Source organism: Paenibacillus sp. Lou8.1 (assembly GCF_024213565.1).
Lineage (GTDB): Bacteria > Bacillota > Bacilli > Paenibacillales > Paenibacillaceae > Paenibacillus > Paenibacillus polymyxa_B.
Window position 1 is genome coordinate 1 of sequence record NZ_JANAVN010000013.1, and the last position, 24,951, is coordinate 24,951.

Annotated in this window: 23 protein-coding genes; 11 read left to right on the plus strand and 12 right to left on the minus strand. The window is 45.5% G+C overall.

Annotation, left to right across the window (positions count from 1 at the left end):
• Window positions 1-482 precede the first annotated feature (482 nt).
• From NLX78_RS18325 to NLX78_RS18345, 5 genes are all read right to left on the minus strand, one after another.
• Window positions 483-1,853 carry an NCS2 family permease gene (locus NLX78_RS18325; protein ID WP_023987039.1) on the minus strand — a complete coding sequence of 457 codons (1,371 nt, stop codon included), beginning with the start codon at window positions 1,851-1,853 and terminating at the stop codon, window positions 483-485.
• 362 nt (window positions 1,854-2,215) lie between these two features.
• Window positions 2,216-3,154, minus strand: coding sequence for an NADP-dependent oxidoreductase (locus NLX78_RS18330; protein ID WP_254351198.1), 939 nt, complete (start codon window positions 3,152-3,154; stop codon window positions 2,216-2,218).
• A 21-nt stretch (window positions 3,155-3,175) separates the two neighbouring features.
• Window positions 3,176-3,646 carry a MarR family winged helix-turn-helix transcriptional regulator gene (locus NLX78_RS18335; protein WP_160788983.1) on the minus strand — a complete coding sequence of 157 codons (471 nt, stop codon included), beginning with the start codon at window positions 3,644-3,646 and terminating at the stop codon, window positions 3,176-3,178.
• Between the two features lie 153 nt (window positions 3,647-3,799).
• Window positions 3,800-4,471, minus strand: coding sequence for an SGNH/GDSL hydrolase family protein (locus tag NLX78_RS18340; RefSeq protein WP_250259406.1), 672 nt, complete (start codon window positions 4,469-4,471; stop codon window positions 3,800-3,802).
• A 19-nt stretch (window positions 4,472-4,490) separates the two neighbouring features.
• Window positions 4,491-5,336: a LysR family transcriptional regulator gene (locus NLX78_RS18345; protein WP_254351199.1), complete on the minus strand. Its 846-nt coding sequence runs from the start codon at window positions 5,334-5,336 to the stop codon at window positions 4,491-4,493.
• A gap of 132 nt (window positions 5,337-5,468) precedes the next feature.
• On the opposite strand from NLX78_RS18345, the gene NLX78_RS18350 reads away from it, so the two are divergent.
• Both NLX78_RS18350 and NLX78_RS18355 read left to right on the plus strand, forming a co-directional pair.
• Window positions 5,469-6,599, plus strand: a complete 1,131-nt coding sequence (locus tag NLX78_RS18350) for a Gfo/Idh/MocA family protein (RefSeq protein WP_254351200.1) — start codon at window positions 5,469-5,471, stop codon at window positions 6,597-6,599.
• A 140-nt stretch (window positions 6,600-6,739) separates the two neighbouring features.
• Window positions 6,740-7,884 (plus strand): IS3 family transposase gene (locus NLX78_RS18355; protein WP_254351201.1). Its coding sequence is split into 2 segments (ribosomal slippage): window positions 6,740-7,013 and window positions 7,013-7,884, totalling 1,146 coding nucleotides; the frame shifts between segments, so codons are not numbered across the junction.
• A gap of 91 nt (window positions 7,885-7,975) precedes the next feature.
• Here the strand turns inward: NLX78_RS18355 and NLX78_RS18360 are convergent.
• Together NLX78_RS18360 and guaA are read right to left on the minus strand one after the other, a co-directional pair.
• Entirely contained in the window at window positions 7,976-8,593 is a 618-nt protein-coding gene (locus NLX78_RS18360; protein ID WP_254351202.1) for a Type 1 glutamine amidotransferase-like domain-containing protein, read from the minus strand.
• Between the two features lie 401 nt (window positions 8,594-8,994).
• A complete protein-coding gene (gene guaA, locus NLX78_RS18365; protein WP_013308777.1) occupies window positions 8,995-10,533 on the minus strand; it encodes a glutamine-hydrolyzing GMP synthase in 1,539 nt (512 codons plus the stop codon).
• Window positions 10,534-10,678: 145 nt separating this feature from the next.
• Between guaA and NLX78_RS18370 the strand changes: the two genes are divergently transcribed.
• Entirely contained in the window at window positions 10,679-11,335 is a 657-nt protein-coding gene (locus tag NLX78_RS18370; RefSeq protein WP_250259413.1) for a DedA family protein, read from the plus strand.
• Here the strand turns inward: NLX78_RS18370 and NLX78_RS18375 are convergent, their stop codons facing one another.
• Window positions 11,336-12,529 (minus strand): MFS transporter, encoded by a 1,194-nt coding sequence (locus NLX78_RS18375; RefSeq protein WP_250259414.1) that lies wholly within the window; start codon window positions 12,527-12,529, stop codon window positions 11,336-11,338.
• A gap of 156 nt (window positions 12,530-12,685) precedes the next feature.
• Here NLX78_RS18375 and NLX78_RS18380 point away from each other — a divergent pair, with 156 nt between their 5' ends.
• The 5 genes from NLX78_RS18380 to NLX78_RS18400 are packed head-to-tail and all read left to right on the plus strand — an operon-like array spanning window position 12,686 to window position 17,944.
• The gene (locus tag NLX78_RS18380; RefSeq protein WP_069291113.1) at window positions 12,686-14,227 is read left to right on the plus strand and encodes a spore germination protein; all 1,542 of its coding nucleotides are present in this window, start codon (window positions 12,686-12,688) and stop codon (window positions 14,225-14,227) included.
• Window positions 14,224-15,432 (plus strand): Ger(x)C family spore germination protein, encoded by a 1,209-nt coding sequence (locus NLX78_RS18385; protein ID WP_250267454.1) that lies wholly within the window; start codon window positions 14,224-14,226, stop codon window positions 15,430-15,432. The genes NLX78_RS18380 and NLX78_RS18385 overlap by 4 nt, the downstream gene beginning before the upstream one ends.
• Before the next feature lie 5 nt (window positions 15,433-15,437).
• On the plus strand, window positions 15,438-16,547 hold the full coding sequence (locus NLX78_RS18390; RefSeq protein ID WP_254351203.1) for a GerAB/ArcD/ProY family transporter: 1,110 nt from the start codon (window positions 15,438-15,440) through the stop codon (window positions 16,545-16,547).
• A gap of 29 nt (window positions 16,548-16,576) precedes the next feature.
• A complete protein-coding gene (locus tag NLX78_RS18395; RefSeq protein WP_039270687.1) occupies window positions 16,577-16,813 on the plus strand; it encodes a hypothetical protein in 237 nt (78 codons plus the stop codon).
• A gap of 15 nt (window positions 16,814-16,828) precedes the next feature.
• Window positions 16,829-17,944, plus strand: a complete 1,116-nt coding sequence (locus NLX78_RS18400; protein WP_254351204.1) for a GerAB/ArcD/ProY family transporter — start codon at window positions 16,829-16,831, stop codon at window positions 17,942-17,944.
• A 69-nt stretch (window positions 17,945-18,013) separates the two neighbouring features.
• On the opposite strand, the gene bcp is transcribed toward NLX78_RS18400, so the two are convergent.
• The 4 genes from bcp to NLX78_RS18420 are packed head-to-tail and all read right to left on the minus strand — an operon-like array spanning window position 18,014 to window position 21,152.
• Window positions 18,014-18,490 carry a thioredoxin-dependent thiol peroxidase gene (gene bcp / locus NLX78_RS18405; RefSeq protein WP_235307248.1) on the minus strand — a complete coding sequence of 159 codons (477 nt, stop codon included), beginning with the start codon at window positions 18,488-18,490 and terminating at the stop codon, window positions 18,014-18,016.
• A 41-nt stretch (window positions 18,491-18,531) separates the two neighbouring features.
• Entirely contained in the window at window positions 18,532-19,320 is a 789-nt protein-coding gene (locus NLX78_RS18410) for an ABC transporter permease (RefSeq protein ID WP_080710685.1), read from the minus strand.
• Window positions 19,321-19,324: 4 nt separating this feature from the next.
• A complete protein-coding gene (locus tag NLX78_RS18415; protein WP_053324641.1) occupies window positions 19,325-20,119 on the minus strand; it encodes an ABC transporter permease in 795 nt (264 codons plus the stop codon).
• Window positions 20,112-21,152 (minus strand): ABC transporter ATP-binding protein, encoded by a 1,041-nt coding sequence (locus NLX78_RS18420; protein WP_028540997.1) that lies wholly within the window; start codon window positions 21,150-21,152, stop codon window positions 20,112-20,114. Before NLX78_RS18420 ends, NLX78_RS18415 begins: the two co-directional genes overlap by 8 nt.
• 103 nt (window positions 21,153-21,255) lie before the next feature.
• Here NLX78_RS18420 and NLX78_RS18425 point away from each other — a divergent pair, with 103 nt between their 5' ends.
• The 3 genes from NLX78_RS18425 (at window position 21,256) to NLX78_RS18435 (ending at window position 24,942) form a co-directional block, all read left to right on the plus strand.
• Window positions 21,256-22,377 (plus strand): LCP family protein, encoded by a 1,122-nt coding sequence (locus tag NLX78_RS18425; RefSeq protein WP_250259420.1) that lies wholly within the window; start codon window positions 21,256-21,258, stop codon window positions 22,375-22,377.
• An 82-nt stretch (window positions 22,378-22,459) separates the two neighbouring features.
• A complete protein-coding gene (locus NLX78_RS18430; RefSeq protein WP_302057436.1) occupies window positions 22,460-23,776 on the plus strand; it encodes a glutamate-1-semialdehyde 2,1-aminomutase in 1,317 nt (438 codons plus the stop codon).
• A 206-nt stretch (window positions 23,777-23,982) separates the two neighbouring features.
• Window positions 23,983-24,942: a DMT family transporter gene (locus NLX78_RS18435; RefSeq protein ID WP_254351205.1), complete on the plus strand. Its 960-nt coding sequence runs from the start codon at window positions 23,983-23,985 to the stop codon at window positions 24,940-24,942.
• The last annotated feature ends 9 nt before the right edge of the window (window positions 24,943-24,951 follow it).

Below are 24,951 nucleotides of genomic sequence, written 5' to 3' on the forward strand. Positions count from 1 at the left end.
CGTTCGTCCTGAGCCAGGATCAAACTCTCCATTAAAGACCAACCGAAGTTGGTTTATAGAAAGAGCGATAAGCTCATGTTGAAACTGACGAGATAAAATATCTCTTGTTTGATTTTGCGAACAAAATCATTTTACTCACTCGTTGTTCAGTTTTCAAAGATCAAATATTCTTTTCTTATCGATTCAGCTCGTCGCCTCATCAACTCTTATATCATATCATGTCCGAACCAACTTTGCAAGCATTTTTTGAAATCTTTTTTTGTAACACTCGCTCACAATATTGTATTTCTTGGCCGGAATTAGAATATACCATATACATATCCTTTTTGCAAGCATTTATTAGATAAGGTTTCACAATACTTTATTATTATTCGTTTTCCTTCTATATAATAGCTCCTTTGTATCTATCTGCGTCTAACTACAAAAAAAGAACCTCTTCCCTTAAGCAACAGGAAAGAGGTTCTTTGTTCTATATCTACTGATTATTCGGAGCCCATAAAGGCAAAGCGGATCACTACAATAATAGCAAGCACCCACATGAGCCAGTGAATTTTAACTTTATTGCTGGTAAACAGGTTACTAAACACAGCCAGCACAACGTAAGACAGAATACCAGCAGAGATACCATTCGCGATTCCACCTGTGAAAGGCATCAGCACGATGGTCAAAAATGCAGGAAACGCCAACAGGAAGTTGTCCCAGTCGATATTGCGAACCTGACTCATCATTAGGACCCCAACGATAATGAGAGCTGGAGCAGTAGCGGCAGAAGGCACAACCAGAGCCAACGGTGCAATAAACAGGGCCAACAAGAACAGAACACCTGTCGTTACAGCAGTCAGTCCGGTACGTCCGCCTTCCTCTACCCCTGCGGAGCTTTCTACGAATGCTGTAATCGTACTTGTACCCAATACTGCACCAGTACTTACCCCAACTGCATCCACCAGCATCGCTTTACCGATAATTTTCTCGCCTTTTTTCTTATCTTTCATTATACCCGCGCGCGTAGCCGTACCTACCAAGGTACCGAACGTATCAAACAACTCTACAAATGTGAAGATGAAAATGATATCAAATAGACCGATATGCAAAGCTGCTTTCAAGTCTAACTGACCTACAGCCAAATTACTGAAATCAGGAATCCAGTTGCCTGTTGTCAAGCTACTCAGATTTGTTACTCCCATCGGAATACCGATTAATGTAGTAGCTACGATCCCAATCAGCAATGCACCTTTGACCCGAACGACCATCAGTGCTGCGATAATAAGCAATCCGATTAGCGCCAGCAGTGCATCCTTTTGATGTACCAGACTTCCCAGAATCAAATTAAAAGCATGACCCGGAACCGGTTGACCAACATCTGTCCCTGGAACGATGCTCACCATAACCAGATTACAAAGCTTGAAGCCGACAATCGTAATAAACAAACCGATACCCACTGTAATGGCTGTCTTTAAATTTTCCGGAACTGCAACAAGCAGCATCTGTCTTACTCGTGTCACGGTTAAAATCAGAAAGACGATACCGGATATAAATACAGCGCCAAGTGCCGCTTGCCAAGTAATCATGCCATTGGAACTCAGGACTACAGTCATAAAATAAGCATTCAAGCCCATACCCGGCGCCATGCCGATCGGCACATTAACGAATAGCCCCATCAGTATGGTAACCAAACCTGCACCTACCGCCGTCGCAAAAAAGACAGCTTCACTGGGCATACCTGCTCCAGTCGGACCTAAAAAGGTATTGTTGACCACCAGAATATAAGCCATGGTCATAAAAGTAGTAATCCCCGCAATAATCTCTGTGCGGACGTTCGTGCCATGTTCCTTTAATTTAAAGAAACGCTCCATGAGTCGTAATTCCTCCTACGCAAAGCATACTCGTATTGTTGTCGTTCGTTTGAAGTAATATTCGCATTCATATGCGCTATATTATTACATTCGTTATTTTAGGCTCTCACCTACTGCTTGTCAACAGAAAAAGCGAATGTTACAAATTAAACACATATGTATTGTTCGGAAAACAGAAACCCCGCAAGCTATTATGCAGCTGACGGGTTATCATTTAGAGGAATCAGATATTTTTGTACTTATCAAAGGCATTCGCTGAGTCCGGTATATTTTCCAGATAAACGATAGATCATAGTAGTGAAAATAATCTTCTAAAATCTTCATCGTGCAATTCCTTTCATGCTGTATATGTGTATGCGTCCTTATGAGAAGGTTATTGCAATTTTACCAACAGCGTGGTGGGTTTCGCTTAAAGCGTGTGCGTCATACAAACCTTTTTGTGAAAAAGGAAACGTAGCTCCTACTACCGATCTTACTTTCTTTTGCTCCAACAGATCGGCAATTTCCTGTAGTTGCTGTCCGTTGGGCTCCAGCCATATATTTTGGGCTGTTACGTTGTACTCCTTCACCAACTCTTCGTCAAAATTGCTGACAATGGATATGATCCGTCCGGTATCCTTTTTCACTACCTTAAGGCTGTTTTTCTGAACATCCCCACCCATCGTATCGAACACCACGTCCACATCAGATAAAACTTCCTCAAAACGAGTTGTACGATAGTCAATGATTTGGTCGGCTCCCAATGAAGCAAGCAATTCATGATTACGCTCACTGGCTGTAGTAATGACATAGGCTCCGGCCTGTTTGGCAAACTGGATAGCAAACATACCTACGCCACCTGCACCTGCGTGGATTAATACTTTTTCCCCTTTGGTCAGTTGACCATGTGTAAAGAGCGCCTGCCAAGCAGTCAACCCCGCCAAAGGTACAGAAGCGGCTTTCTCCCAAGAAATTGAGGCGGGTTTACGTGCCAGCAGATGATCATCCACCAAGGTATACTCGGCATAAGTACCGAATCGGGTGGTGTCCGGGCGTGCAAACACTTCATCTCCCACTTTCCAATCGGTGACCTCGCTGCCTACTTCCGAAATAGTACCGGCTACATCCCAGCCTAAAATAATCGGGAACTCCCAATCCATCATTTGTTTTAAGTAACCTTCACGTAGCTTCCAGTCAATTGGATTGATGGAGGTAGCCGCCACTTTGACTACAACCTGGTGAGCCTGTGGTGTAGGAGTAGGCACTTCTCTTTCTTTCAATTCATCCTTGCTTCCATACTGATCTATAACGATGGCTTTCATATTCATTTCCTCCTCGCACATTTACATATTCTTTACATTGCTAGACATACGTTGTAGCACATCTGTCAAAACCACAATTTCCTCATCTGTAAACTTACATAGCAGCTTTTCCTGAAAGGCTTGTCTTTGCTCTGACAAAACTTGCAGCTCTTGAACCCCTAATTCGGTCAAACGTATATAGGTCACACGCTTATCCTGCTCTTTTTTACTACGTAAAATCAGACCTTCCTCTTCCAGCCTTCTCAGATGTCGGGTCACTGCTGCACCATCCAGAACGAGCAGATGTTGGAGCTCTAGCTGACTTAGTTCCTGACGATGATCAATATGATACAAAATTTCGACCTTGGTAAAACTGGTTTTTAATTGTGCTTCAAAAGCGTTATTCATTTCTTTACACAAAAGATGCATGCGATAAAACAACTGGCTTCTTTCAGAGCAATGTTCGATGACAAACCCTCCTTCTAATGCTTGACCCATCAATTGATATATCAAGTATTATACACCGTCACTAGAAATAAACAAGTCTGAGACAAGTATATACAAATCCTACATTCACAAAAAAAAGCTCAAGCTAAGCGGATAGCCTGAGCATTCTAGAACTTGTAGTTAGTAGGGTCATTCAATAAAACGATGAAATGGTCCAAATTACAGTGTATTCATAAATCCGATAATACGGGCCGCCATCCGCTCGTGGCCTGCCTGATTCGGGTGCAGGCCGTCAGGAACACCATTTTCCCCTGTAAAGTACATTTGTTTATGTACAGGCAATAGTGGTTGAATTCCGGTGATATTCCACAGATCGCAGCACGGGAAAGAATAAAGTGAGGCCACTTCTCTCACAGCCTGTGCATACGCGCTATAGACTTGACCAGTAATGGCATTAGGCAGATGCTCAGGAACCGTATCACTTGATCCGTGAGGCGGAGTCAAAAAGACGATCAGCTTGTCCGGATAACGGTTAATTAATCCTTCGGCAATATGCTTGAGCGCACCATAAAACGTACGCGTTTCTGTCGATGGCGTATCCAAGCTACCGAACGGTATTTCTCCCATCGAAAAATCGTTTCTTCCCCCCATAAAAAAGATTACGTCCGCGTGAGGGTTCATTTTCTCATAACGCTCACACATCGGTTCAAAACCGCCGCTGGCTACACTGCTGCCGGATATGCCGTGATTCTCAAAGGTTAGGAATCCCAGTGCGCCGCTCACAAGGTGGGGGTAAGGCTTTTCTCCATCACGCAATTCATATCCAAACGTAATGCTATCGCCCAGAAATACAGCATGGCTGCCTTGGTATTTGCCTTGATTGATTGTCATTCGATGTCTCTCCTATCTATTAGATCGTATTGTTGATTTCGATAAATTTATGTTCAATCGCTGTCATTTCGTGATTTGGCCGGGTTATTAAATATGTATCCATGTAGCCGAAGGTTGGGGGAGCGGGCAAATAGGATGTTACTTTGAATTGCCGCGCAAGCCTTTTAGACATAAGGGTGATTCCCATTCCCATCAAGGAAAATTCCACCATCGTATCAAACACACCGACCTCCACCACCTCGCCATGGGTCAATTGCATGTCCTGATACATCTTCTTTAAATGCGATAGGTACAGGCAGCCATCCGACAATATGATAATAGAAGCTCCTTGCAGCACCTGTTTGAGATCCGAGCCTTCATGTATACCTTTCCCCACCAGCACCAGCTCTTCACGGCATATTTTTTGATAATGAATATACGGGTTGGTGGGATACCCTGTGACAAAAGCAATATCGAGCTCGCCGTCGAGGATCAATCGCTCCATTTCCGTGGTGGTTCCGGTTTTTAATGTAACCGAGGCCTGCGGGTACAGCTCGTATACCTTCGTAAGCGCCCTTGTTGTTTCCCCCGCAACAATGGACTGCATCGTACCGATGCGCAGCTTTTCCTCCTGCGGTCTCATTTTCATCTCCGTGTCTTGCCATAGCAACAACATTTGCTTGAACTGAGCATATAGGATTTCTCCTGAAGGTGTCAGCTCCATACCACGGGGCTTTCGGTAAAATAACGCTGTGCCGTAATGAGCCTCCAGCTTCTTTATTTTGGCCGTCATATTCGATTGCAGGTGATTCAACTTTTGAGCTGCTTCTGTCAGGCTTCTCAGCTCTGCCACCGAAACAAATGCCTGCATATTTTCAATATCCATTTCTTCACCTCCCATCAAATAAAATGATATCTATATCATAAACAAGCATTATTATTTATGAGTTAAATGTATTATATTGGCCTTGGATGCTATTTTCCACCCTCATTTTAAAAACTCAGGAGGTATGGCAACATGATCAAAAAGAAGATTCGTGTAGGTATCGTAGGAGGTTCGATGAATAATAAATGGGCCAGTCAAACCCATATTCCGGCTTTGCTCAAGCACTTGAACCTGGATATCACTGCCGTCGGTACCTCTCGTATGGAGAGTGCGCGACAAAGCGCAGAAGAAGTAGGCGCGGCACTGGCTTTTGATGATGCCAAAAAGCTCGCAGCTTCCGAGGATGTGGATATGGTCGTGGTGAGCATAAAAGTTCCCCATCATTACGAGGCGGTGATGGCGGCAATTCAAGAGAGAAAGCATATTTTTTGTGAATGGCCCTTGGGGGCAAACACTGCGGAAGCTGCTAAAATGGCCAAGGCGGCGGAATTGGCAAGCATTCATCATACCGTCGGCTTGCAGGCACGACAGGATCTTGAAGTGCAAACGATGAAAAAACTCGTAGAGGGCGGAGAGATTGGTGAAATTATATCCTGTCATATGCAAGTAGCTACTCCCGGCAAAGGAGGACAAGTAAATCCGGACACTGCTTATTTGCTGAATAGAGCCAATGGGGCTAATCTGCTCACGATTAATGGCGGGCATTCCCTAGATGCGCTGCAATACATCGTTGGCGAATTCCGCGAGTTATCGGCCATCACATCATCCCGCTATAACGAAGCCACTATTCAGGAAACGGGTGAAGTCATTTCCAAGGATACAGCCGATCAGATTTTGATTCACGGGCTGTTGGAAAAAGGAGTACCGGTATCCGTTCACATTCAAGGTGGAGTGAATTCTAAGTTTGAGATAGAGATTCAGGGGAAAAAGGGCATTTTGCGTTTGACACAGAATCCTTCGCTTGGGCATGTTCAATTTGGGAATCTAACGCTCGAAAAACTTGTGTACGATCCAAGCAGTACGCAGAGTCATGGTCCTAATGGCTCTTTTGAACAAATAAGTATAACTAGAGAGCCTAATACAAGCCTGGATTTCCCAAAACAAGGGGTAACCCTGAATGTAGCCAAGGCTCATTATGTTTTTGCCGAGGATATTTTGACACACACCCGTCTCGCTCCCGATTTCAACCATGCCTTAAAGCTGCATCAGCTACTGGACCGCATTGAGGAATCGGCTGCAACTGGGAAAAAGATCGTATGGTAAGGTAGAATTATATAAAAAGAACCTTCAACACCACGATAGATGTGGGGAACTGACCCCATAACGTGAGACAAATCAAAACACCTTCAAGAGAATCAAGCCATGTCGTAAGATATGGAGATAACCTTGGAGGTGTTTTTACGTTGGCAACGAGAGTTAGCTATCCAGTAGAAGTGAAGATGAAAGCTATTGAAATGAGATTGGCAAGAGTTCCGGTAAGAGAGGTTATGGAGCAGTTGGGAATACGGAATAAGACACAACTAAAAACATGGATGAGGTGGTATCGAAAAGGTGAAGTACATCGCCTGGAGCAACCTGTGGGTAAACAATACAGCTACGGAAAAGGTCCGGAGCACTCTTCGGAGCTTGAAAAAGTAAAGGCGGAGAACCGATTCCTGAAGCAGCAATTGGACCTACTAAAAAAGTACAAGGAACTGGAAAGGAGGTGGAACCAGAAGTTGCCGTTGCTTGGGTCGAATCCATTCGAGACGAAGTGACGGTGTCTGAGGCTTGTACATGGCTCGGGATCGCAAGAGCGACCTACTACCGCTGGAAAGCAGCCGTGAAGACAGAGCACACAGATGCTACGGTGGAGAAAATCCGGGGGCTTTGCATCCATCATAAATTTCGGTATGGTTACCGGAAAATCACCGCACTCCTTCGGGCAGAGCAAAGAATGAATCACAAACGGGTTCAGCGGATTATGCAGCGTGAGGGGCTACAGTGCCGCGTGAGGATGAAAAAACGAAAGATCACTGGGCAGCCCGCTTATCCGGCAGAAAATCTGCTGAAGCGGCAATTCCATGCAGAGGCGCCCCTGCAAAAGCTCGTCACGGACATCACCTATTTACCGTTTGGCGGAAAAATGTTGTACTTCTCTAGCATTCTAGATCTGTACAATGGGGAGATTGTGGCTTACAGTATAGCGGACAAGCAAGACACGTCCTTGGTTTTGGATACGCTGAATCAACTTCCAAAACGGACAAGCATGCTGCTTCATAGCGACCAAGGAAGCGTATATACGTCACAGGTTTATCAAGCTGCAGTAAAGGGAAAAGGCATTACCATGAGCATGTCCCGAAAAGGAACGCCCGCTGATAATGCCCCCATCGAATCGTTTCATTCCACACTAAAGTCTGAAACGTTCTACCTCGAAGATCTCATCTGTACAACGACTGCAATCGTTGTACAGACCGTTCGAGACTACGTCACCTACTATAACTCAATTCGGATTCAAACGAAACTAAATAACCAGTCGCCGGTAGATTTCCGACGACAGGCTGCTTAAACTTGAAAGGTGTTTTGATCCCTGTCTCACAAACGGGGGTCAGTCCCGTGGAGTTAAAGGTTCTTTATATTGTGCTACCTTTTTAATGAAGTCATGTGTGCTCCACTTTTATCCTGTCACCTTCAACCAAAATAACTTCGGCGTTGCTGATTGGATATAAATTTAATTGGCTGCCATATTCCTCAATGATGTTCTCCACCGCTTTTTTAAACGGAATGTTCGTATGATGGGGGACTGGATAGAATCCAATGACCCCTAGCGCAGCAAAGGAATCTAATGCAGGGGCCTCCTGAACATCGTCCATAAGTTGAACATATTCGATATTCGGTGATAAAATCAACGAACCGGCAGATTCGCCTATATACAATTTCCCTGCATTAACTTCTTCAGCAATGATTTTGTCAGCCCCAGTTCTTTTTAACTCTTGAAGTAAATAAAATGTGTTGCCTCCGGTAATATAAATATAGTCATTCCCTCTAATTTTACTCGCTATTTCATCCCAGGTTGCTGTACTTATTTCGATTTCATCCACGACTAATCCTAAACTCTCTAATGCTTTTTTTCCTGATTCCACATAAAACTTAACTTCCTCTGGAATACTTGCGGTTGGGATGAAGGTGACTTTTTTTCCTTCCAAGTTTTCACCGGCGAAATGGACTAACCATGGTGCAACATCCTTAAATGAGGACGACAAAAATAATTTTTTCATCTCTTTATTCTCCTTAGAACAGCGTTTAATGAAACGGGATATGTAACACTTTATTCTAGGTATATTATAAAATATATTAGTATCAAAACATGACACCATTGGAGGATAACATAAAAAAGCTTGAAGCTGATAAAGTCATATAAAAAAGAAGACATTATTATTGAATAATATCTCCTCTTTTTTGACCTCCTATCCGTTGAAAATAACTGGGGTTCCTTGATTTTGACCCATAAAAATACTCTCTTCCCCGCTCTCATTTTGGAGTGGGAGCAGATGTTCGACCTTGAATCCGTAAAAAAGACTCCTGCCGCACAGCGATATTTCGGCCGATGCGGAGGAGTCCTGATGTTGTATTGGTGAATCTCAAAAGGTTTGTGATTACAGGGCGGGAGTTCCCGCGTTTATTCCCACTCAATCGTTGCTGGTGGTTTGGAGGTGATATCGTACACGATACGATTCACGTTATCCACTTCGTTTACGATCCGTACGGAGATTTTCTCCAGCACATCCCAAGGGATACGCGCCCAGTCTGCTGTCATACCGTCGATGGAGGTTACTGCACGAATACCTACAGTGTAAGAATACGTACGAGCATCGCCCATAACACCAACACTCTTCATATTCGGCAAAGCGGTGAAGTATTGCCAGATTTCCCGGTCCAGACCGGCTTTAGCAATCTCCTCGCGCAAAATGTAATCCGACTCACGAACAATCGTCAGCTTGTCCTCTGTCACTTCACCCAGCACACGAATGGCAAGACCCGGACCTGGGAATGGTTGACGCCATACAATCTCAGCTGGCAATCCACATTCTTCGCCGACTTTACGCACTTCGTCCTTGAACAGAGCATTCAACGGCTCGATCAGCTTGAACTTCATGTTCTCTGGCAAACCACCCACATTATGATGAGATTTAATGGTCTGTGCCGTTGCTGTTCCGCTCTCTACAATATCCGTATACAGCGTACCTTGTGCCAGGAAAGTAAAATCGTCAAATTGAGAAGATTCTTCCTCGAACACATAGATAAACTCGTTACCGATGATTTTACGTTTTTGTTCTGGATCATCGACTCCTGCCAGCTTGGACAAGAAGCGCTCACGTGCGTCAATTTTGACAACTTTCATATCAAATTTACCAACGAACGTCTCCATTACACTTTCGGCTTCACCTTTGCGCAGCAATCCATGGTCAATGAACATACACGTCAGTTGGTCACCGATCGCTTTGTGAATGAGCATCGCTACAACGGAAGAATCCACGCCACCGCTTAAGGCACACAATACTTTCTTGTCGCCTACCTGTTGACGAATCTCACGAATCTGATCTTCAATGAACGACTCCATGGTCCAGTTGCCTTCACAACCGCACACTTCATAAAGGAAGTTGCTGATCATCTCGTTACCTTGAACGGAATGACGCACCTCTGGATGAAATTGCACCGCATACAGATTCCGCTCCAGGTTACTCATCGCGGCAATCGGCGCACTCTCTGTTCCTGCATCCAGTGTAAAGCCAGTCGGCAGATCTGTAACGTGATCCCCATGACTCATCCATACGGTTTGACGAGAATCCAATCCTTTAGCCAAGCGGGCATCCTGATTGAATTGCACGTCTGCTTTGCCATACTCACGCTTGCCCGCACGTTCTACCTTACCATCCAGTTGGTGAGCCATCAGTTGCATGCCATAACAAATACCAAAGATAGGGATGCCAAGATCATAAATTGCCCGATCCACCTGAGGAGCATTGTCTGTATATACGCTGGAAGGTCCGCCTGAGAAAACAATCCCTTTTGGCGCCAGCTCTCTCAGCTTCTCCGCAGGCGTATTGTATGGAAGGAGCTCGCTATATACGCCGAGATCCCGAATTCTTCTTGCGATTAACTGGTTGTATTGTCCTCCAAAATCAAGAACTACAACGATTTCATTAGGCTTATTCATTACCGTGCCTCCCTCAATTGTTCGTTTCATTATACGCAACGATAAAACAAGACGTCAAGAAATCAACCGGAGTTGAGTGGGCATGAAAAGATTGTTAAAATGAATTGATTCTAAAATACTCAATCTGTTCGTAGGAGTGTAAACGATGGATGTGCTGAAGTGGATCGCGCAATTGTTCGAAGAATACGGCTACGGCGTCCTTTTTTTCGGCTTGCTGCTTGAGTTTATTGCTTTACCATTTCCCGGGGAAACCACAATGGCTTATGCGGGATATCTCTCCTATGCCGGTACCTTGGATTTCGGTAAACTGGTGCTACTAGCTTTTCTGGGCACAACCCTCGGTATGACTATTACCTACTTTATTGGAAGATGGGCTGGACTCCCCTTTATTCAGAAATACGGTAAATGGGTTTTGTTATCGCCGGACAAGCTTCAGAAAACACAAAAATGGTTCCAACGATATGGATACTGGCTTATCTTCCTTGGATATTTTATCCCCGGTGTCAGGCATTTTACCGGTTATTTTGCCGGGATTATTGCTCTTTCTTTCCGTAAATTTGTCTTGTATGCTTACAGCGGCGCTTTATTCTGGGTCATCCTCTTTCTAAGCATCGGCAAGCTATTTGGTCCCCAATGGGATGCCATTTTCCATTTGGTAGAGCTGTATGCGCTGCGAATTGCGGGAGTCGTCGGGTTCATAATCCTGCTGTATATTATTTACCGGTGGAGAAGCTCCCTGTTTAGCTCGCTACGCAAATCTGAAAAATCGGTGAAAACCAGCAACAAGGATGACTTGAAGTAGTCAAACTCCTGCTGCCTTACGGCTACGAATCCTTGCATAATACATCGAAATCACGATAGATATCACCACAAATCCCGCGCCTCCAACCCAACCCAACATACGCGGCTCCATCATTTCAATCGCCACCCCTGCTCCAAACATAGACAATCCGATGGTACCTTGGCTCCACGCCGTCAGCATGCCCAACAATGGACCCTGTAAATACAATGGGGTCTCCCGCATTAATAATGTATCCAGACAAATGGCCCCTACCCCGCCAGCCAACGAAATTAAGAAGTAAATAGCAACCGCCGCCCATGCGTGATAAATACCGCTTAAACCCATAAGTAAAATCCCCTCCAACAAAAGGCATACCAGTCCTCCCTTCAACAAAGAACCACTGAATAAATATCCTATTGCATAGCTGGCAACCAGACCCGCGCCCAAAGCGGCGTAAAACAATCCGATTCCGGCATCGCCCAGCCTGAATTCCTGCACTGCATATACACTAATCAGAACATTATCAATGCCATTGAGCATGGGAACCAGCAACTCAAATGCAACAACAACTTGGAGAGGAACGGATGCACGAATACAGTCCAACATTCGCGATCTGCTCCGGTTTGGATGATCCTCCCTGCTTATTTTCTCCTTCATGACAGGTGGAAATGCAATATTGCGAACGATCAAACCTGCGGCAAAAAAACTTGCTGCGTTCAATATAAATGCAGCTTGTGGTCCAAAGAGAGCAGATATGATGCCTCCGGCAGCAGCACCAACGACCAGCACCAGCCCGCTCATCACCTGCTCAAGACTGTTCACCTTCAATAATTTGGAGGGACGAACAAGCAGCGGAATGGATGATTTACGAGCAGGAGCATACAAAGCTTCTCCGCAGGCTAGCAGGGTACTGACTCCATAAATGATCCATATGTCCTCAGGACTATGAACACCTAAAAAGGCAAGGGCTGCCAAGCCTCTGAAAAGATCCGTGGTCATCATAAGCATACGCCGGGATATGCGGGTAATAAGCACGCCCGCCGCAGGTGACAGGACTAAAAAAGGAATCACCCGCAATCCCAGCAGGATACCCACACTGAATCCCGAACCGGTAAGCCGATAAATTAAAGCCAACAAAGCGATCTGACAGAATCGGTCTCCCATTCCGTTAATGATACCTGCGGCAAATAACTTCCTGTATTGTCTATCTACCATTTTAATCAACTCCGATACTTAGGGTTCATTCATTATACATAAATCTAATTAGTTATATATCTAATTTATAAAAATCGCTCTATAATCGTCAAGGCATAAATTCATATATTCAGAGCATACTAAGCCAACAAACTCCAATATCGGAGGATTTTACGTATGCCAAATCAGAATAAAAGTTGTCCACTTACTCATGTGTCCTCTAACTTGAGGGATAATGTAAACCATATCGAAAGCTCCTTTGGAAACAGCGGAGATGTAATCATTAAAGAGCTATTATGGATGCAAAAATGGCCAGCAGCTTTGTTTTATATCGATGGTCTGATTAACACTCAATTGCTCCATGATTCCGTTCTACGTTCATTAATGCGGGTAAACGAGCATCATGTACCGGAGGGTGCGGAACCGTTCGACTATTTAAAGGATCAAGTTTTGATTGCAGGTAACTCAGGTAGTGTGGACGAAATGGATGCCTTATTCAACCAGATGCTATCTGGCGGTATTATCATTTTGCTGGACGGATACGCAAAGGGCATATGGATTGATGCGGTCGGTTGGGAGGATCGCAGTGTCAGCGAACCCCAATCCCAAAGTGTCGTACGGGGTCCAATGGAGGCTTTTACCGAAAATTTGCGTACCAATACTGCCCTAATTCGTAGGCGAATCCGCGATCCGCGTCTCTGGATGGAAACAAGACAGATCGGCCAAGTGACTCATACCAATGTGGCCGTGATGTATGTCAAAGGGATTGCTGACGAAGGAGTTATTCAGGAACTGAGAGAACGTCTGGACCGAATTGATATTGACGGGATTTTGGAAGGGGGTTACATCGAGGAGGAAATTCAGGATGAAACCTTCACCCCGTTTCCCACCATTTATAACAGCGAGCGCCCGGATTCGGTCGCTGCTAGCCTACTGGAGGGCCGAATCGCTATCTTGGTGGACGGGACCCCCTTTGTACTGTTGATACCCGCATTGTTCGTTCAATTTTTCCAGTCGGCGGAGGACTATTACCAGCGTGCTGACATCAGCACTTTGCTGCGTTTGCTGCGTTTCTTTTCCTTTTTTATCGCTTTGCTTGCACCAGCAGTTTATATTGCGGTAACTACCTTTCATCAAGAGATGATTCCTACAAACTTATTGGTCAGTCTCGCAGCACAAAGGGAAGGCGTACCGTTTCCAGCCTTTATCGAGGCGATGCTCATGGAAATTACTTATGAAATTTTGCGTGAAGCAGGAGTCAGAATTCCGAGGACAGTCGGACAGGCTGTATCTATTGTAGGGACACTGGTTATTGGGCAAGCAGCCGTGGATGCGGGGGTTGTCTCGGCGGCTATGGTCATTATCGTGTCAATCACCGCCATCTCCAGCTATGTTATTCCAGAAAACGGCCTGTCGATAGCGGTTCGTATTATACGCTTCGCCTTAATGATGCTAGCCGCAGCCTTCGGGCTTCTTGGAATATTGATGGGTTTAATCGTGCTTTTACTGCACTTAACCAGTCTGCGATCGTTTGGAGTATCTTATATGAGCCCGTTTGGTCCCTATGTGGAAAGCGATATGAAAGATACGCTGTTTCGCCTACCTTGGCCTCGCATGACGACACGGCCTCAATCCATTTCTATCCAAAATACGATCCGCCAAAAAACGAAAAAAAGACGGATTGGCAATAAATCAAAAACCAGAAGGGATCAACCATGAAGCAGACCATACATTTGCTCATCGTCTGGGGGCTGATTGCTTTACTATTGGGTGGATGCTGGGATCGCAAAGAATTAAACGAGCTGGGCATCGCTATTGGGATCGGAGTGGATATGGAAGGTGACCAGTATCAGGTGACGGCTCAGGTGGTTATTCCTTCGGCAGTAGCTTCCAAATCTTCACCAAGTGCAGGCTCGCCCGTCGTTACTTATGAGGCCACTGCGCCCACAATTCAAGAGGCTATTCAAAAAATGACGGATACAAGCCCGCGAATCATCTATTTATCTCATATTCGTATGCTGATTTTAGGTGAAGAGTATGCGAGAAGAGGAATTTCTGATGCGATTGAAGCCTTGATGCGAGAGCCTTTTACTAGAAGTGACTTTTATATTGCGATAGCCAAAGATAACAAGGCTTCCACGATGCTAAAGATCCCCACTCCACTTGAAAAGTTACCGGCCAATAAAATGTTTGCTTCATTGGATACGTTAACCAAAACATGGGCTCCTGCCACCAAAGTAACCATGGATCAACTGCTGAGCGACTTGGCTAATCCTGACATCCAGTCCACTCTGCCCGCTTTGGAAGCTTTGGGAGATATAGAATCGTCTAATGAAAAAGGTATAGATGACACCAAAAGCATATCTCCTGGAACCATACTGAGGTTCTCCGGTATCGGTGTCTTAAAAAAAGACCGCTTGCTGGGCTGGATCAATGAACAAGACAGCAAAGGGTTTAATTACATTCGGAATACAGTGGAATCAACTACAGGACACGTCGACTGTCAGGGAGGGGGGAATATCGCCTTATTAACCTTGAACAGCGAAACCCAAAAAAAAGTGATCATTCGCGATGGAGAACCTGTTATCTCCATATCCGTTACCAACGACAGCACTGTACGAGAGGTCAATTGTAAGCATATGAAGTTAAGCAGTATGGCTGATATTAAAGAAATTGAGGCCGCAAGCAATGAAAAAATCGTTGAAATTTTGAAGCATTCCGTAGAGACTGTTCGTCGTGAGTTTAAATCAGACATTTTCGGCTTTGGTCAGCTGATCCACCAGTCCAAACCAGAGCTTTGGAAAAGACTAAAAGAAGAAAAAGAAAATCCATTTATGGACTTACAGATTGAATATAAGGCAAAGACGACGATCAAAAAAATTGGTTCTTTGTTTGAATCGTTCCAAAAAGAAATGAAGGAGTGAGCTGGGTGGAGGAGAAAGGGCGTATCAGCATTACAAATATAGCCGTACTCGTATTTTTGAGTATTATCGGAGACTGCGTATTGGTGTATCCCTCCCTCATTACTAGCATATCCAAGCAGGATGCCTGGATCAGCTCATTTCTAAGCATCCCCGCAGGACTAGCTGTACTGCTGCTGCTCCTGCGGGTACACCAGCTATACCCTGAACTTACCTTTATTCAGCTCTGCCAGCGAATTTTGGGTCCGTGGCTAGGCGCCCTCATCTCAATATGGTATTTGTTCCATTTAATGATGAATTCAGCGATTTATTTAAGAGAAGTTGGAGATTTTATGAACAGCCAGACCTATGTGATGACACCTCTTCCCGTTATCAATTTACTCTTAATCCTTGTGCTGATGTGGGGGATGTATATGGGATTGGAGCCTATTGCCCGTACGGCTCAAATCTTATTTCCATTGTGCTTGGCTTTCGCTTTGTTTTTAATCCTGTGCTTGCTTCCCCAATGTGAAAGTCAGCAGCTTAAGCCTATTATGGAGCAAGGTATTCCTAAGATTATGGAAGGCAGCATATTTGCGCTCTCCTACCCCTTCGGAGAATTAGCTTTTTTACTCATGATTTTCCCCTATGTAAGCAAAAAACCGGGTCTAAAAAAATCAGTTTTACTAGCCGGCCTTACTGCCAGCGTTCTGTTAAGCGTACTACTCCTGGTTTCTCTCATGGTTCTGGGCCCTTTTGTAACCGAACACAGCGTGTATACCTCTTATACGCTATCTAAAAAAATTAACATAGGGAACTTCTTACAGAGGGTTGAATCCCTGATGAGCACAGCCTGGATTATCACTACTTTTGTTAAAACCATCTTACACTTTTATGCCTTTACCTTAGGGATGACTCAGCTACTGCGTTTAGACAATGTACGGACTTTTCTGGGCCCTAGCTTCATGATCCTGTTTGGTCTGATTATCGTGTCGGCACCCAACATTACTTATTATCTGGATACGATCGTTCACGCCTGGATTTATTGGGATTTGACTGATTCCGTGGTCCTTCCCTTGCTGCTGCTTGTCGTATACAAGTTTAGATCGAAAGGCCGTCACAGCCTGGGACCTGGTTGACCCTCACCCTTAACGGAAGGAGCCTTAACATGCTGATCACCATTGTCATTATCTGTATCGGTCTAGCCATTGCTGCCAAAGATTTACCAGGCTTGTACCGAAAGCATCGCTTTAAGGATATGTTCGTGTATATCATTATGCTCGGATTAGGCACATGGCTTAGTATTCTTGCTGCAAAATTAGAGGTTACGCCAAGCCCGCTGATTCTGATTGAAACCATCTATAACCCTGTTAACGCTTTTGTGTCAAATATATTTGGTTTTTAGAAAGGAGGCAGCCACATGTTAAAAAAAGCACGTATTAGCGTTCGGCAAGTGACTGTCCTGATGTTCCTGAGTTTAATCGGGGATATGCTCTTAATCTATCCGACTATCATTACACATATTGCTCAGCAGGATGCCTGGATCAGCTCTATATTATCTATCCCGTTGGGCTTAGTTATCATTTATGTACTTATTCGCGTTCATGAGCTCTACCCGAATCTTTCGCTTATTGAAGCCATCCGCAAAATTTTGGGACCTGTGTTCGGATCTATTGTTTCCTGCTGGTATCTGTTTTATTTTTTTATGGGTACCGCCCTTAATGCGAGAGAGGTAGGAGATTTTCTGAGTACACAATTATTTGAAGAAACCCCTTTGAGCGTTCTACTGGCGATGGAAGTTTCACTACTGGTGCTTACTGCGCTAGCGGGAATTGAAGCCTTTAGTCGGGTTAGCGAGATTTTGCTACCTGTGTATGTACTCATCTTCTGTGGTCTGATCTTGGCACTCCTGCCACAAATTCAGCTTTCTAATGTACGGCCTGTTTTGGAAAACGGGCTCGCTCCTGTTGCTAAAGGGATGGTTCCAGGCGCGGGAATGCCTTTTGCCAGCATGTCTATCATGCTCATGGTATTTCCTTTTGTAAACAAAAGAGGCCACTTTAAAAGAGATATGCTGCTGGCGTCGCTCATAGGCGGAGTGCTGATTACCCTCTTTTTACTGCTCTCCCTCCTTATCATTGGGCCCTTTGTGACCAACTACAGTCCATACATTTCTTCTGCACTTACAACAAAAATCAATGAACTGAATTATATTACACGCATTGAGTCGCTTGTCTCATTAACCTGGGCACTGGCCGCTTTTTTCAAGGGAGTCATTTTCTTTTACGCGTTTACCTTCGGAACAACCCAACTATTCCGAATTTCTAATATCCGTCCCTTTGTCATCCCCGCAGGAGGGCTTGTGTTTGGCATGACCATTTCGATAACCCCAAATGTGATTTATTATGTAAGAACTCTGGTTTATCCCATGTCTACTTGGCATTATACCAACGGCTTGATCATTCCGCTTGTTTTATGGGGTGTTTATCTCTGCAAGCAAAAGTGGAAGCATCGACAAAACGCATCTAAAAATTAACAAAAACCTTTTGAAACCGATGCTTAAAAAAGCATAATCCGATTTCAAAAGGTTTTCTTTGTTCTTCACTTACGCCATATCCTGAATGTATGCCAGCGCAGCATCAATATGCCCTTTCACTCTTAAACCACGCCATTCATGAACTAAAATGCCATTTTCATCAATAAGGAACGTAGACCGAACAATACCCATGTACTGCTTGCCGTACATCTGTTTTTGCTGCCATACACCATACGTCTCAGCGACCTGATGCTCTTCATCAGATAACAACTGAAAAGGGAGTCCGTACTTTGCAATAAACTTGTCATGCTGCTTGAGTGGATCTGGGCTTATCCCCAAAATCACCGTGTTCAAGCCTTCAAACTCCGTATGTTTATCCCGAAAATCACAAGCCTGGGTCGAGCAGCTAGAGGTCAAATCCTTGGGATAGAAATACAGCAACACCCTATTGCCTCGATAATCAGACAGCTTGACACGCTTTCCTTCACTCCCAGGCAATTCAAAATCCGGTGCCTCTTGCCCAATAACGGTAGTTATCGTGGACATCTTATCATCTCCTATCTTGTGGGGGGCTTATGTGATCTGACCTACGAGCCTGCCCCTCTGTAGCGGCGAATTCCCCAGTTCCATGCCAGTAAGCCCAAGGTCAGAAAGACAATCCCCATCACAGGAGTTAAGAGAGCCATATGGCGCATGTCCTCTCGGTGGAGGAATAGGGAGGCTGGATATACACCAACAAAAGCAAAAGGTAGTATCCAAGTCAGCACAACCTGAATGGCACGGTTATAGATGGTCACCGGATAACGTCCGTAGCCCTGAATATTGTACATGAGCGGAATAATTCCAGTGGGGGCATCCGAAAAGAATGAAAGAGAAGTCAATATGGTGTAAATGCCTGTATAGATTGCTACGGCACTTAGGCTCAAAACGATCAGCGCTGGTACGAACCACCACTCCATAGCCAAGTCCATCTGTGCCCCGCTGATCCCCATAATAATCAGACCGATCACTGAGCCCACCAACGCTGGCGGGTCCACATTTTCAAGGAAAATCTGGAACAGATTATATGCAGGACGAGTCATTACCCGATCGAGCTCACCTTTCACAATATAACGTTCGCTAAAGTTCCAAAGGTTGACAAAACAGCTGAATAGTCCGTAAGGAACCATGAAAAATCCATAAACGAACACGACTTCATTTTCACTCCAGCCCCCCAAACTGTCTGTATGCATAAAAATAACCAGGATAAAAATAAGATTCGTGGCCTGAAACAGCAGGTCTGAAATCACTTCTACCCAAAAGTCAGCCCGATAGGTGAGCCGTGACTTCATGTAATTTTTCAAATATTCGCTAATGAGACCCAAATAGTACATCATCGGCTTACCCTCCCTGCACGAACAGACGTCTGCGCGCCAGTCGCCAAATGATGATCATCGGCACGAGCAGAACGACCAGCCAAATGATTTGGATACCCAGTACATTCCAGATGCCCACGCCTTTTACACGTCCCGTAAATACAGAACCCGGCAAATAGGTAATCGCCTGAAACGGCATCCATTGGGCGATCGTCGCCAGCCAGCCGGGAAACAAACTGATTGGCAAAATCAACCCAGAAAACAGATCTACAACTACGCGCTTCATACGCATCATGCCCTCATTATTTTCGATAAAAAAGGCCGTTAATCCCGTAATAATATTAATCTGAGTGTTGATCATAAAGCTAAAAAACAGCATGACCAGAAAACCAACCCAGGCTACCGGATCCGTGGGAAGCTTTACCGGAAATAACAGCATCGCAATCGCCATGCCTGGAATCATAAACAGCAGAAAACGGAACATTCCCTCGCCGAGTCCTTGCATAAATTTAACAAGTACATAGTTATAAGGTCGAATCATCTGAATGGCAATGCTTCCATCACGTATATCCGTCGAGATCTCACGATCCAGATTGTTAAAATAAAAAGCTCTCGCCATCCACGATACTGCTACATACGTCGTCATCTGAGCAGCGGTAAAGCCTCCAATGCTACCCGCATCGCCATATATCGCTTTGTATGTGAAATAATACACGCCAATATTCATGCAATAAATAAGGATTCCTGAATAATAGTTCACACGATACGCAAGCATCGTGAGAAATCGGATACGAATAAAATCGGTGTATACGCTAAGCATGAACTTTGGCCTCCACTATCGGATTGCCCTGGCGTTCAGCCGAACCAGACTGATAGATACTGCGGACGATATCATCCGTGTTGGTTTCAATGATTTTGATATCCGTAATGTCCGTGCGACCGACTACGCAAGCGAGCACATCCGATACATTAATATGAAGAGGAATCCATACTTTGGCAGCCAAATCATTATCCATCGTCCAAGCCAGTGGCATATCAGCAGTCCATGCCTGTAATTGCTCCAATTGGGTCGATGTGCCAAACTGGAACCGTACTTCTCGACCTGTCCCCCAACGCGCCTTCAGATCCTCCAGACCACCATCATAAATGATATTTCCATCATCCAGCATAATGACGCGCGAGCACAGCGCTTCAATATCCTGCAAATCATGGGTCGTCAGCAAAATAGTCGTACCGTGATCCCGGTTCATGTCCTTCAGAAACTCACGAATTTCGGATTTCACCATAATATCAAGCCCAATGGTCGGCTCGTCCAGAAAAACAATAGACGGATTGTGCAGCAAGGCAGCTACCAGCTCACAGCGCATCCTTTGCCCGAGACTAAGCTTGCGTACCGGGCGGCTTAGCAGATCCTGCAATTGCAGCCTCTCTACCAGCTCATCCAGCCTACGTTTGAAGTCCGTAGCCGGAACCTGATATACTTTCCGCAGTAGTTGAAAAGACTCGATCACACCGATGTCCCACCAAAGCTGACTGCGCTGACCGAAAACAACGCCAATGTTGCCTACAAATTTCTCGCGTTCCTCATAAGGGACATAACCGCCCACCTTGAGATGTCCCGATGTCGGCACGAGAATGCCTGTCAGCATCTTAATCGTGGTGGACTTTCCGGCGCCGTTCTCACCGATATAACCGCATATTTCTCCTTGCGGAATACGGAAAGATATATCTTTGACCGCGGCTACCTCGTTGTATTCGCGGGCGAATAAATCAAGGAAGGCACCCTTTAAGCCCTCGCGATTTTTTTGAACCTTAAATGTTTTGCGCAGATCCTGCACATCAATTGCCAGCATGTTATACCTCTCAATCAGGATTTGTAAAATCCATAGTTAAATTGATTGTGCTCCAAAAAGAAATTATAATGTAATGAACTGAAAAGCGAAAGGGAGAGCATCCATGACAAGCAGAACCAAAAGGACGATATGGTCGGTTCTAGCCGTGGTAATCGTCGCGATTGTCGGCTTTGCCGTGTACTATTTTACATCCATTTATAATCAGCTGGATAATCTGCATAAAGAGGGCGCTAACTCCCCCTTCAAAAATGTAAAGCAGGTCGATCAGGTTCGTACGCCAGAACCACCCAAGTGGGAAGGTACCGATATGGTTAACATTTTACTGATGGGTGTCGATGGGCGCGGTATCCAGAAAGGGGAAGTCCCCCGATCAGACAGCATGATGGTTGTATCACTGGACCCCGTTAAGAAAAAAATCCACCTGTTCTCTATTTTGCGTGATACGTACGTGGATATTCCCGGCTACGGAAAAAATCGAATTAACACTGCCATTACTCACGGACCCAACACGGCCATGAAGACGGCTGGCGACCTGTTAGGCATCCCGGTGCAATATTATGTCTACACGGATTTCCAGGGCTTTATCAAACTGGTGGATGCCGTAGGCGGGATTGATTTTGAAGTGGAAAAGGATATGCATTATACAAGTAATGCGGATAAACATCAGTACGATATTGATTTGAAAAAGGGCATGCAGCATCTAGATGGCAACACGGCGCTTCAATATGTGCGGTTCCGCCACGATGCAATGTCCGACTTCTCCCGATCAGGACGGCAACGGGCATTCTTGGAAGCCGTAGCCCAGAAAATGCAGACCACGACTTCCATCGCTAACTTGCCGAATATTTTAGAGCAGGTTAACCCGTACATCGACACGAATCTCAGTGTTAACGATATGTGGAAGCTGGCAAATGTGGGGTACCAAAGCAACTTTGCAGGCAGCGAGCAGGTCCCACCGATGAAGATGCTCGGAGAAGAGAATGTGGGCGGCGCGGCAGTTCTTACTGTCCGCGATCCGGAAGAACTGAAAACGTATGTGCAGGATATATTTAATAATCCACCCTCACAAACACAGGAACAAAATAAGGATCAGAACGAAACGAAACAGCCAGACAGTGCATCGTCTACCAAGAAGGATAAAGCTTCTTTTACAGGGGGCAGTAAAACCAGTAATGAGGATGCTTCCACACAATCAACAACAAAGACAGGTCAAAAAGAGCTATAATGATGTATGCAGGGGCAGCCGTGAACGCTGCCCTTTGGCGTGTGTATACCCTATTTTAATGAACGGAAAGGAAGTTTTGATGATGAAACGGGAAAACTCCGAAGCACTATATAAAGAAGCCCTGGAGCATATTGTCGGGGGCGTTAACAGCCCTTCACGCTCCTTTAAAGCTGTAGGCGGCGGCGCTCCAGTATTCATGAAACGCGCCCAAGGCGCTCATTTCTGGGATGCGGATGATAATCGATATATCGACTATTTGGCGGCCTACGGCCCAATTATTACCGGACATGCTCACCCCCATATTACTAAGGCCATCAGCGAAGCGGCAGCGAATGGCGTATTGTATGGAACCTCGACGGCATTGGAAATCAAATTGGCGAAGATGCTAAAAGAGGCCATTCCTTCTATGGACAAGGTCCGGTTTGTGAATTCTGGCACAGAAGCGGTTATGACGACGATTCGTGTGGCACGGGCCTATACTGGGCGGAACAAGATCATCAAATTCGCCGGGTGCTACCACGGTCACTCGGATCTGGTACTTGTAGCCGCAGGCTCAGGCCCTTCTACGCTGGGCATACCTGACAGTGCAGGCATTACGACCAACATTGCGAGCGAGGTTATTACCGTGCCATTCAATGATCTCGACGCGTTGCGCCAAGCCTTGGAGCGTTGGAGCGACGATGTAGCGGCAGTCATGGTCGAGCCGATTGTTGGTAATTTCGGCATGGTCATGCCGCAGCCAGGCTATCTGGAAGGGCTCTGCTCCATGGCGCGTGCGAACGGCTCACTCGTCATTTATGACGAGGTCATTACCGCATTCCGATTCCACTTCGGTTCCACCCAAACGTATGCAGGTTTGGACAACCATGATGCGATTCAGCCAGATTTGACCGCGTTGGGCAAAATCATGGGTGGTGGTCTGCCGATTGGTGCCTACGGCGGCAGCAAGCACATCATGGAGCAGGTTGCCCCACTCGGCCCGGCTTATCAGGCGGGTACGATGGCCGGCAACCCGGCTTCCATCTCGTCAGGCATCGCCTGCCTTGAAGTCCTTCAAGGGGAAGGCGTGTACGAAGAGATGGAACGTCTGGCCGTGAGACTGACGGACGGTATTCAGTCCTCTGCTGAACGCTACGGCGTGCCATTGACGATCAACCGTATTCGTGGAGCGTTCTCGACGCATTTCTGTGATCATCCGATCACGAATTACGCACAGGCGCAGGATACGGATAGCGAAGCATTCGCATCCTTCTTCCGTCACATGCTGGATCGCGGTATTCATCTGGCACCATCCAAGTACGAAGCCTGGTTCCTTACAACAGCGCATACCGACGAAGATGTGGATGCTACGCTGGAAGCGGCGGACGATTCGTTCCGGGCGATGTCACAAGGTAAGTAAACTAAGCAGTAAGTGATAGAATATGAATAGGATAAGAGCTGGAAGTAGTCTTAGGGATGGGTATCCGACCTCTAGGACTTCGTTTCGGCTTTTTTTATTTGACAACTGTACCCGTACAGTTGCAGATTTTATGGATTGTATCAGATGATGCCATCCGGGTATATTGAGAGAACAACAGGTTAAGGTCATGATTACGGAGGTTTATTATGCACAGTCGTTCCAGAAATGGAGCCGCCTATCTGGCAGCTCTCAGCTATGCAGCTATACTTGGATTTTCATTTTTATTTGTAAAATTGACAGTCACAGAGGCGAGCCCGCTGGATGTGATCGCCCACCGCTTTGCGCTGTCATTTATCGCTTTGACCGTTCCAGTGCTGCTCGGTTGGATTAAGCTCAACATCAAGTTACGTGACATTTTGCACATTTTACCACTGGCGCTGCTCTCCCCTTTAGTGTATTTTCCACTGCAAGCCTTCGGGCTGATGAGCACTTCTTCATCGGAAGGTGGAATTATTCAAGCAACCGTTCCTATTTTTACGCTACTGTTAGCTTCCTATTTTATTAAAGAGCGTACAACGGTAGTCCAAAAACTTTCCTTACTGCTCTCTGTCTTTGGCGTGGTTTTTATATTTGTGATGAAAAGCGGAGCACCGCTAGCGTCCAATAGCTATGGCGGTATTCTTCTGCTCGTGCTTTCTGCGATATGCCTATCCGGCTATAATGTGCTGGCACGACCCTTAACACAAAAATACAGCCCCATGGAATTGACCTACGTTACCTCTATTTTGGGATGTATCGTTTTTAACGTGGTGGCACTAGGATACCATGCCATAGACGGCTCCATGAACGCCTATGCCGCTCCACTGGTGAAGCCTGGTTACTGGATGGCACTGGTTTATCTGGGCATTCTGTCTACCCTCGTCACCTCGCTGTTATCGAGCTTTGCCTTGAAGTGGATCGAAGCCTCCAAAATGAGTGTGATCGGTAATTTATCCACCCTCATTTCCATGATTGCCGGTGCTTACATTTTGAAGGAGCAGCTCGCCTACTATCACATTGTTGGGGCTGTGATGATCATTATCGGCGTGCTGGGTACCAATTTCGGAGGGCGAAAAAACTTCACGCCGATCAAAACAACTTCGGCAAAATCACAAAAAACGGGCTAAAAATAAACA

Excerpts from the sequence above, each read along its gene's own strand:
- NLX78_RS18425 (WP_250259420.1), top strand. The coding sequence starts at position 21,256 with ATGACAAGCAGAACCAAAAGGACGATATGGTCGGTTCTAGCCGTGGTA.
- NLX78_RS18400 (WP_254351204.1), top strand. The coding sequence starts at position 16,829 with ATGTTAAAAAAAGCACGTATTAGCGTTCGGCAAGTGACTGTCCTGATG.
- bcp (WP_235307248.1), bottom strand. The coding sequence starts at position 18,490 with ATGTCCACGATAACTACCGTTATTGGGCAAGAGGCACCGGATTTTGAA.
- NLX78_RS18375 (WP_250259414.1), bottom strand. The coding sequence starts at position 12,529 with ATGGTAGATAGACAATACAGGAAGTTATTTGCCGCAGGTATCATTAAC.
- NLX78_RS18340 (WP_250259406.1), bottom strand. The coding sequence starts at position 4,471 with ATGACAATCAATCAAGGCAAATACCAAGGCAGCCATGCTGTATTTCTG.
- NLX78_RS18360 (WP_254351202.1), bottom strand. The coding sequence starts at position 8,593 with ATGAAAAAATTATTTTTGTCGTCCTCATTTAAGGATGTTGCACCATGG.
- NLX78_RS18385 (WP_250267454.1), top strand. The coding sequence starts at position 14,224 with ATGAAGCAGACCATACATTTGCTCATCGTCTGGGGGCTGATTGCTTTA.
- guaA (WP_013308777.1), bottom strand. The coding sequence starts at position 10,533 with ATGAATAAGCCTAATGAAATCGTTGTAGTTCTTGATTTTGGAGGACAA.
- NLX78_RS18410 (WP_080710685.1), bottom strand. The coding sequence starts at position 19,320 with ATGATGTACTATTTGGGTCTCATTAGCGAATATTTGAAAAATTACATG.
- NLX78_RS18345 (WP_254351199.1), bottom strand. The coding sequence starts at position 5,336 with ATGGATATTGAAAATATGCAGGCATTTGTTTCGGTGGCAGAGCTGAGA.
- NLX78_RS18395 (WP_039270687.1), top strand. The coding sequence starts at position 16,577 with ATGCTGATCACCATTGTCATTATCTGTATCGGTCTAGCCATTGCTGCC.
- NLX78_RS18435 (WP_254351205.1), top strand. The coding sequence starts at position 23,983 with ATGCACAGTCGTTCCAGAAATGGAGCCGCCTATCTGGCAGCTCTCAGC.
- NLX78_RS18420 (WP_028540997.1), bottom strand. The coding sequence starts at position 21,152 with ATGCTGGCAATTGATGTGCAGGATCTGCGCAAAACATTTAAGGTTCAA.
- NLX78_RS18415 (WP_053324641.1), bottom strand. The coding sequence starts at position 20,119 with ATGCTTAGCGTATACACCGATTTTATTCGTATCCGATTTCTCACGATG.
- NLX78_RS18370 (WP_250259413.1), top strand. The coding sequence starts at position 10,679 with ATGGATGTGCTGAAGTGGATCGCGCAATTGTTCGAAGAATACGGCTAC.
- NLX78_RS18350 (WP_254351200.1), top strand. The coding sequence starts at position 5,469 with ATGATCAAAAAGAAGATTCGTGTAGGTATCGTAGGAGGTTCGATGAAT.
- NLX78_RS18325 (WP_023987039.1), bottom strand. The coding sequence starts at position 1,853 with ATGGAGCGTTTCTTTAAATTAAAGGAACATGGCACGAACGTCCGCACA.
- NLX78_RS18430 (WP_302057436.1), top strand. The coding sequence starts at position 22,460 with ATGAAACGGGAAAACTCCGAAGCACTATATAAAGAAGCCCTGGAGCAT.
- NLX78_RS18380 (WP_069291113.1), top strand. The coding sequence starts at position 12,686 with ATGCCAAATCAGAATAAAAGTTGTCCACTTACTCATGTGTCCTCTAAC.
- NLX78_RS18330 (WP_254351198.1), bottom strand. The coding sequence starts at position 3,154 with ATGAAAGCCATCGTTATAGATCAGTATGGAAGCAAGGATGAATTGAAA.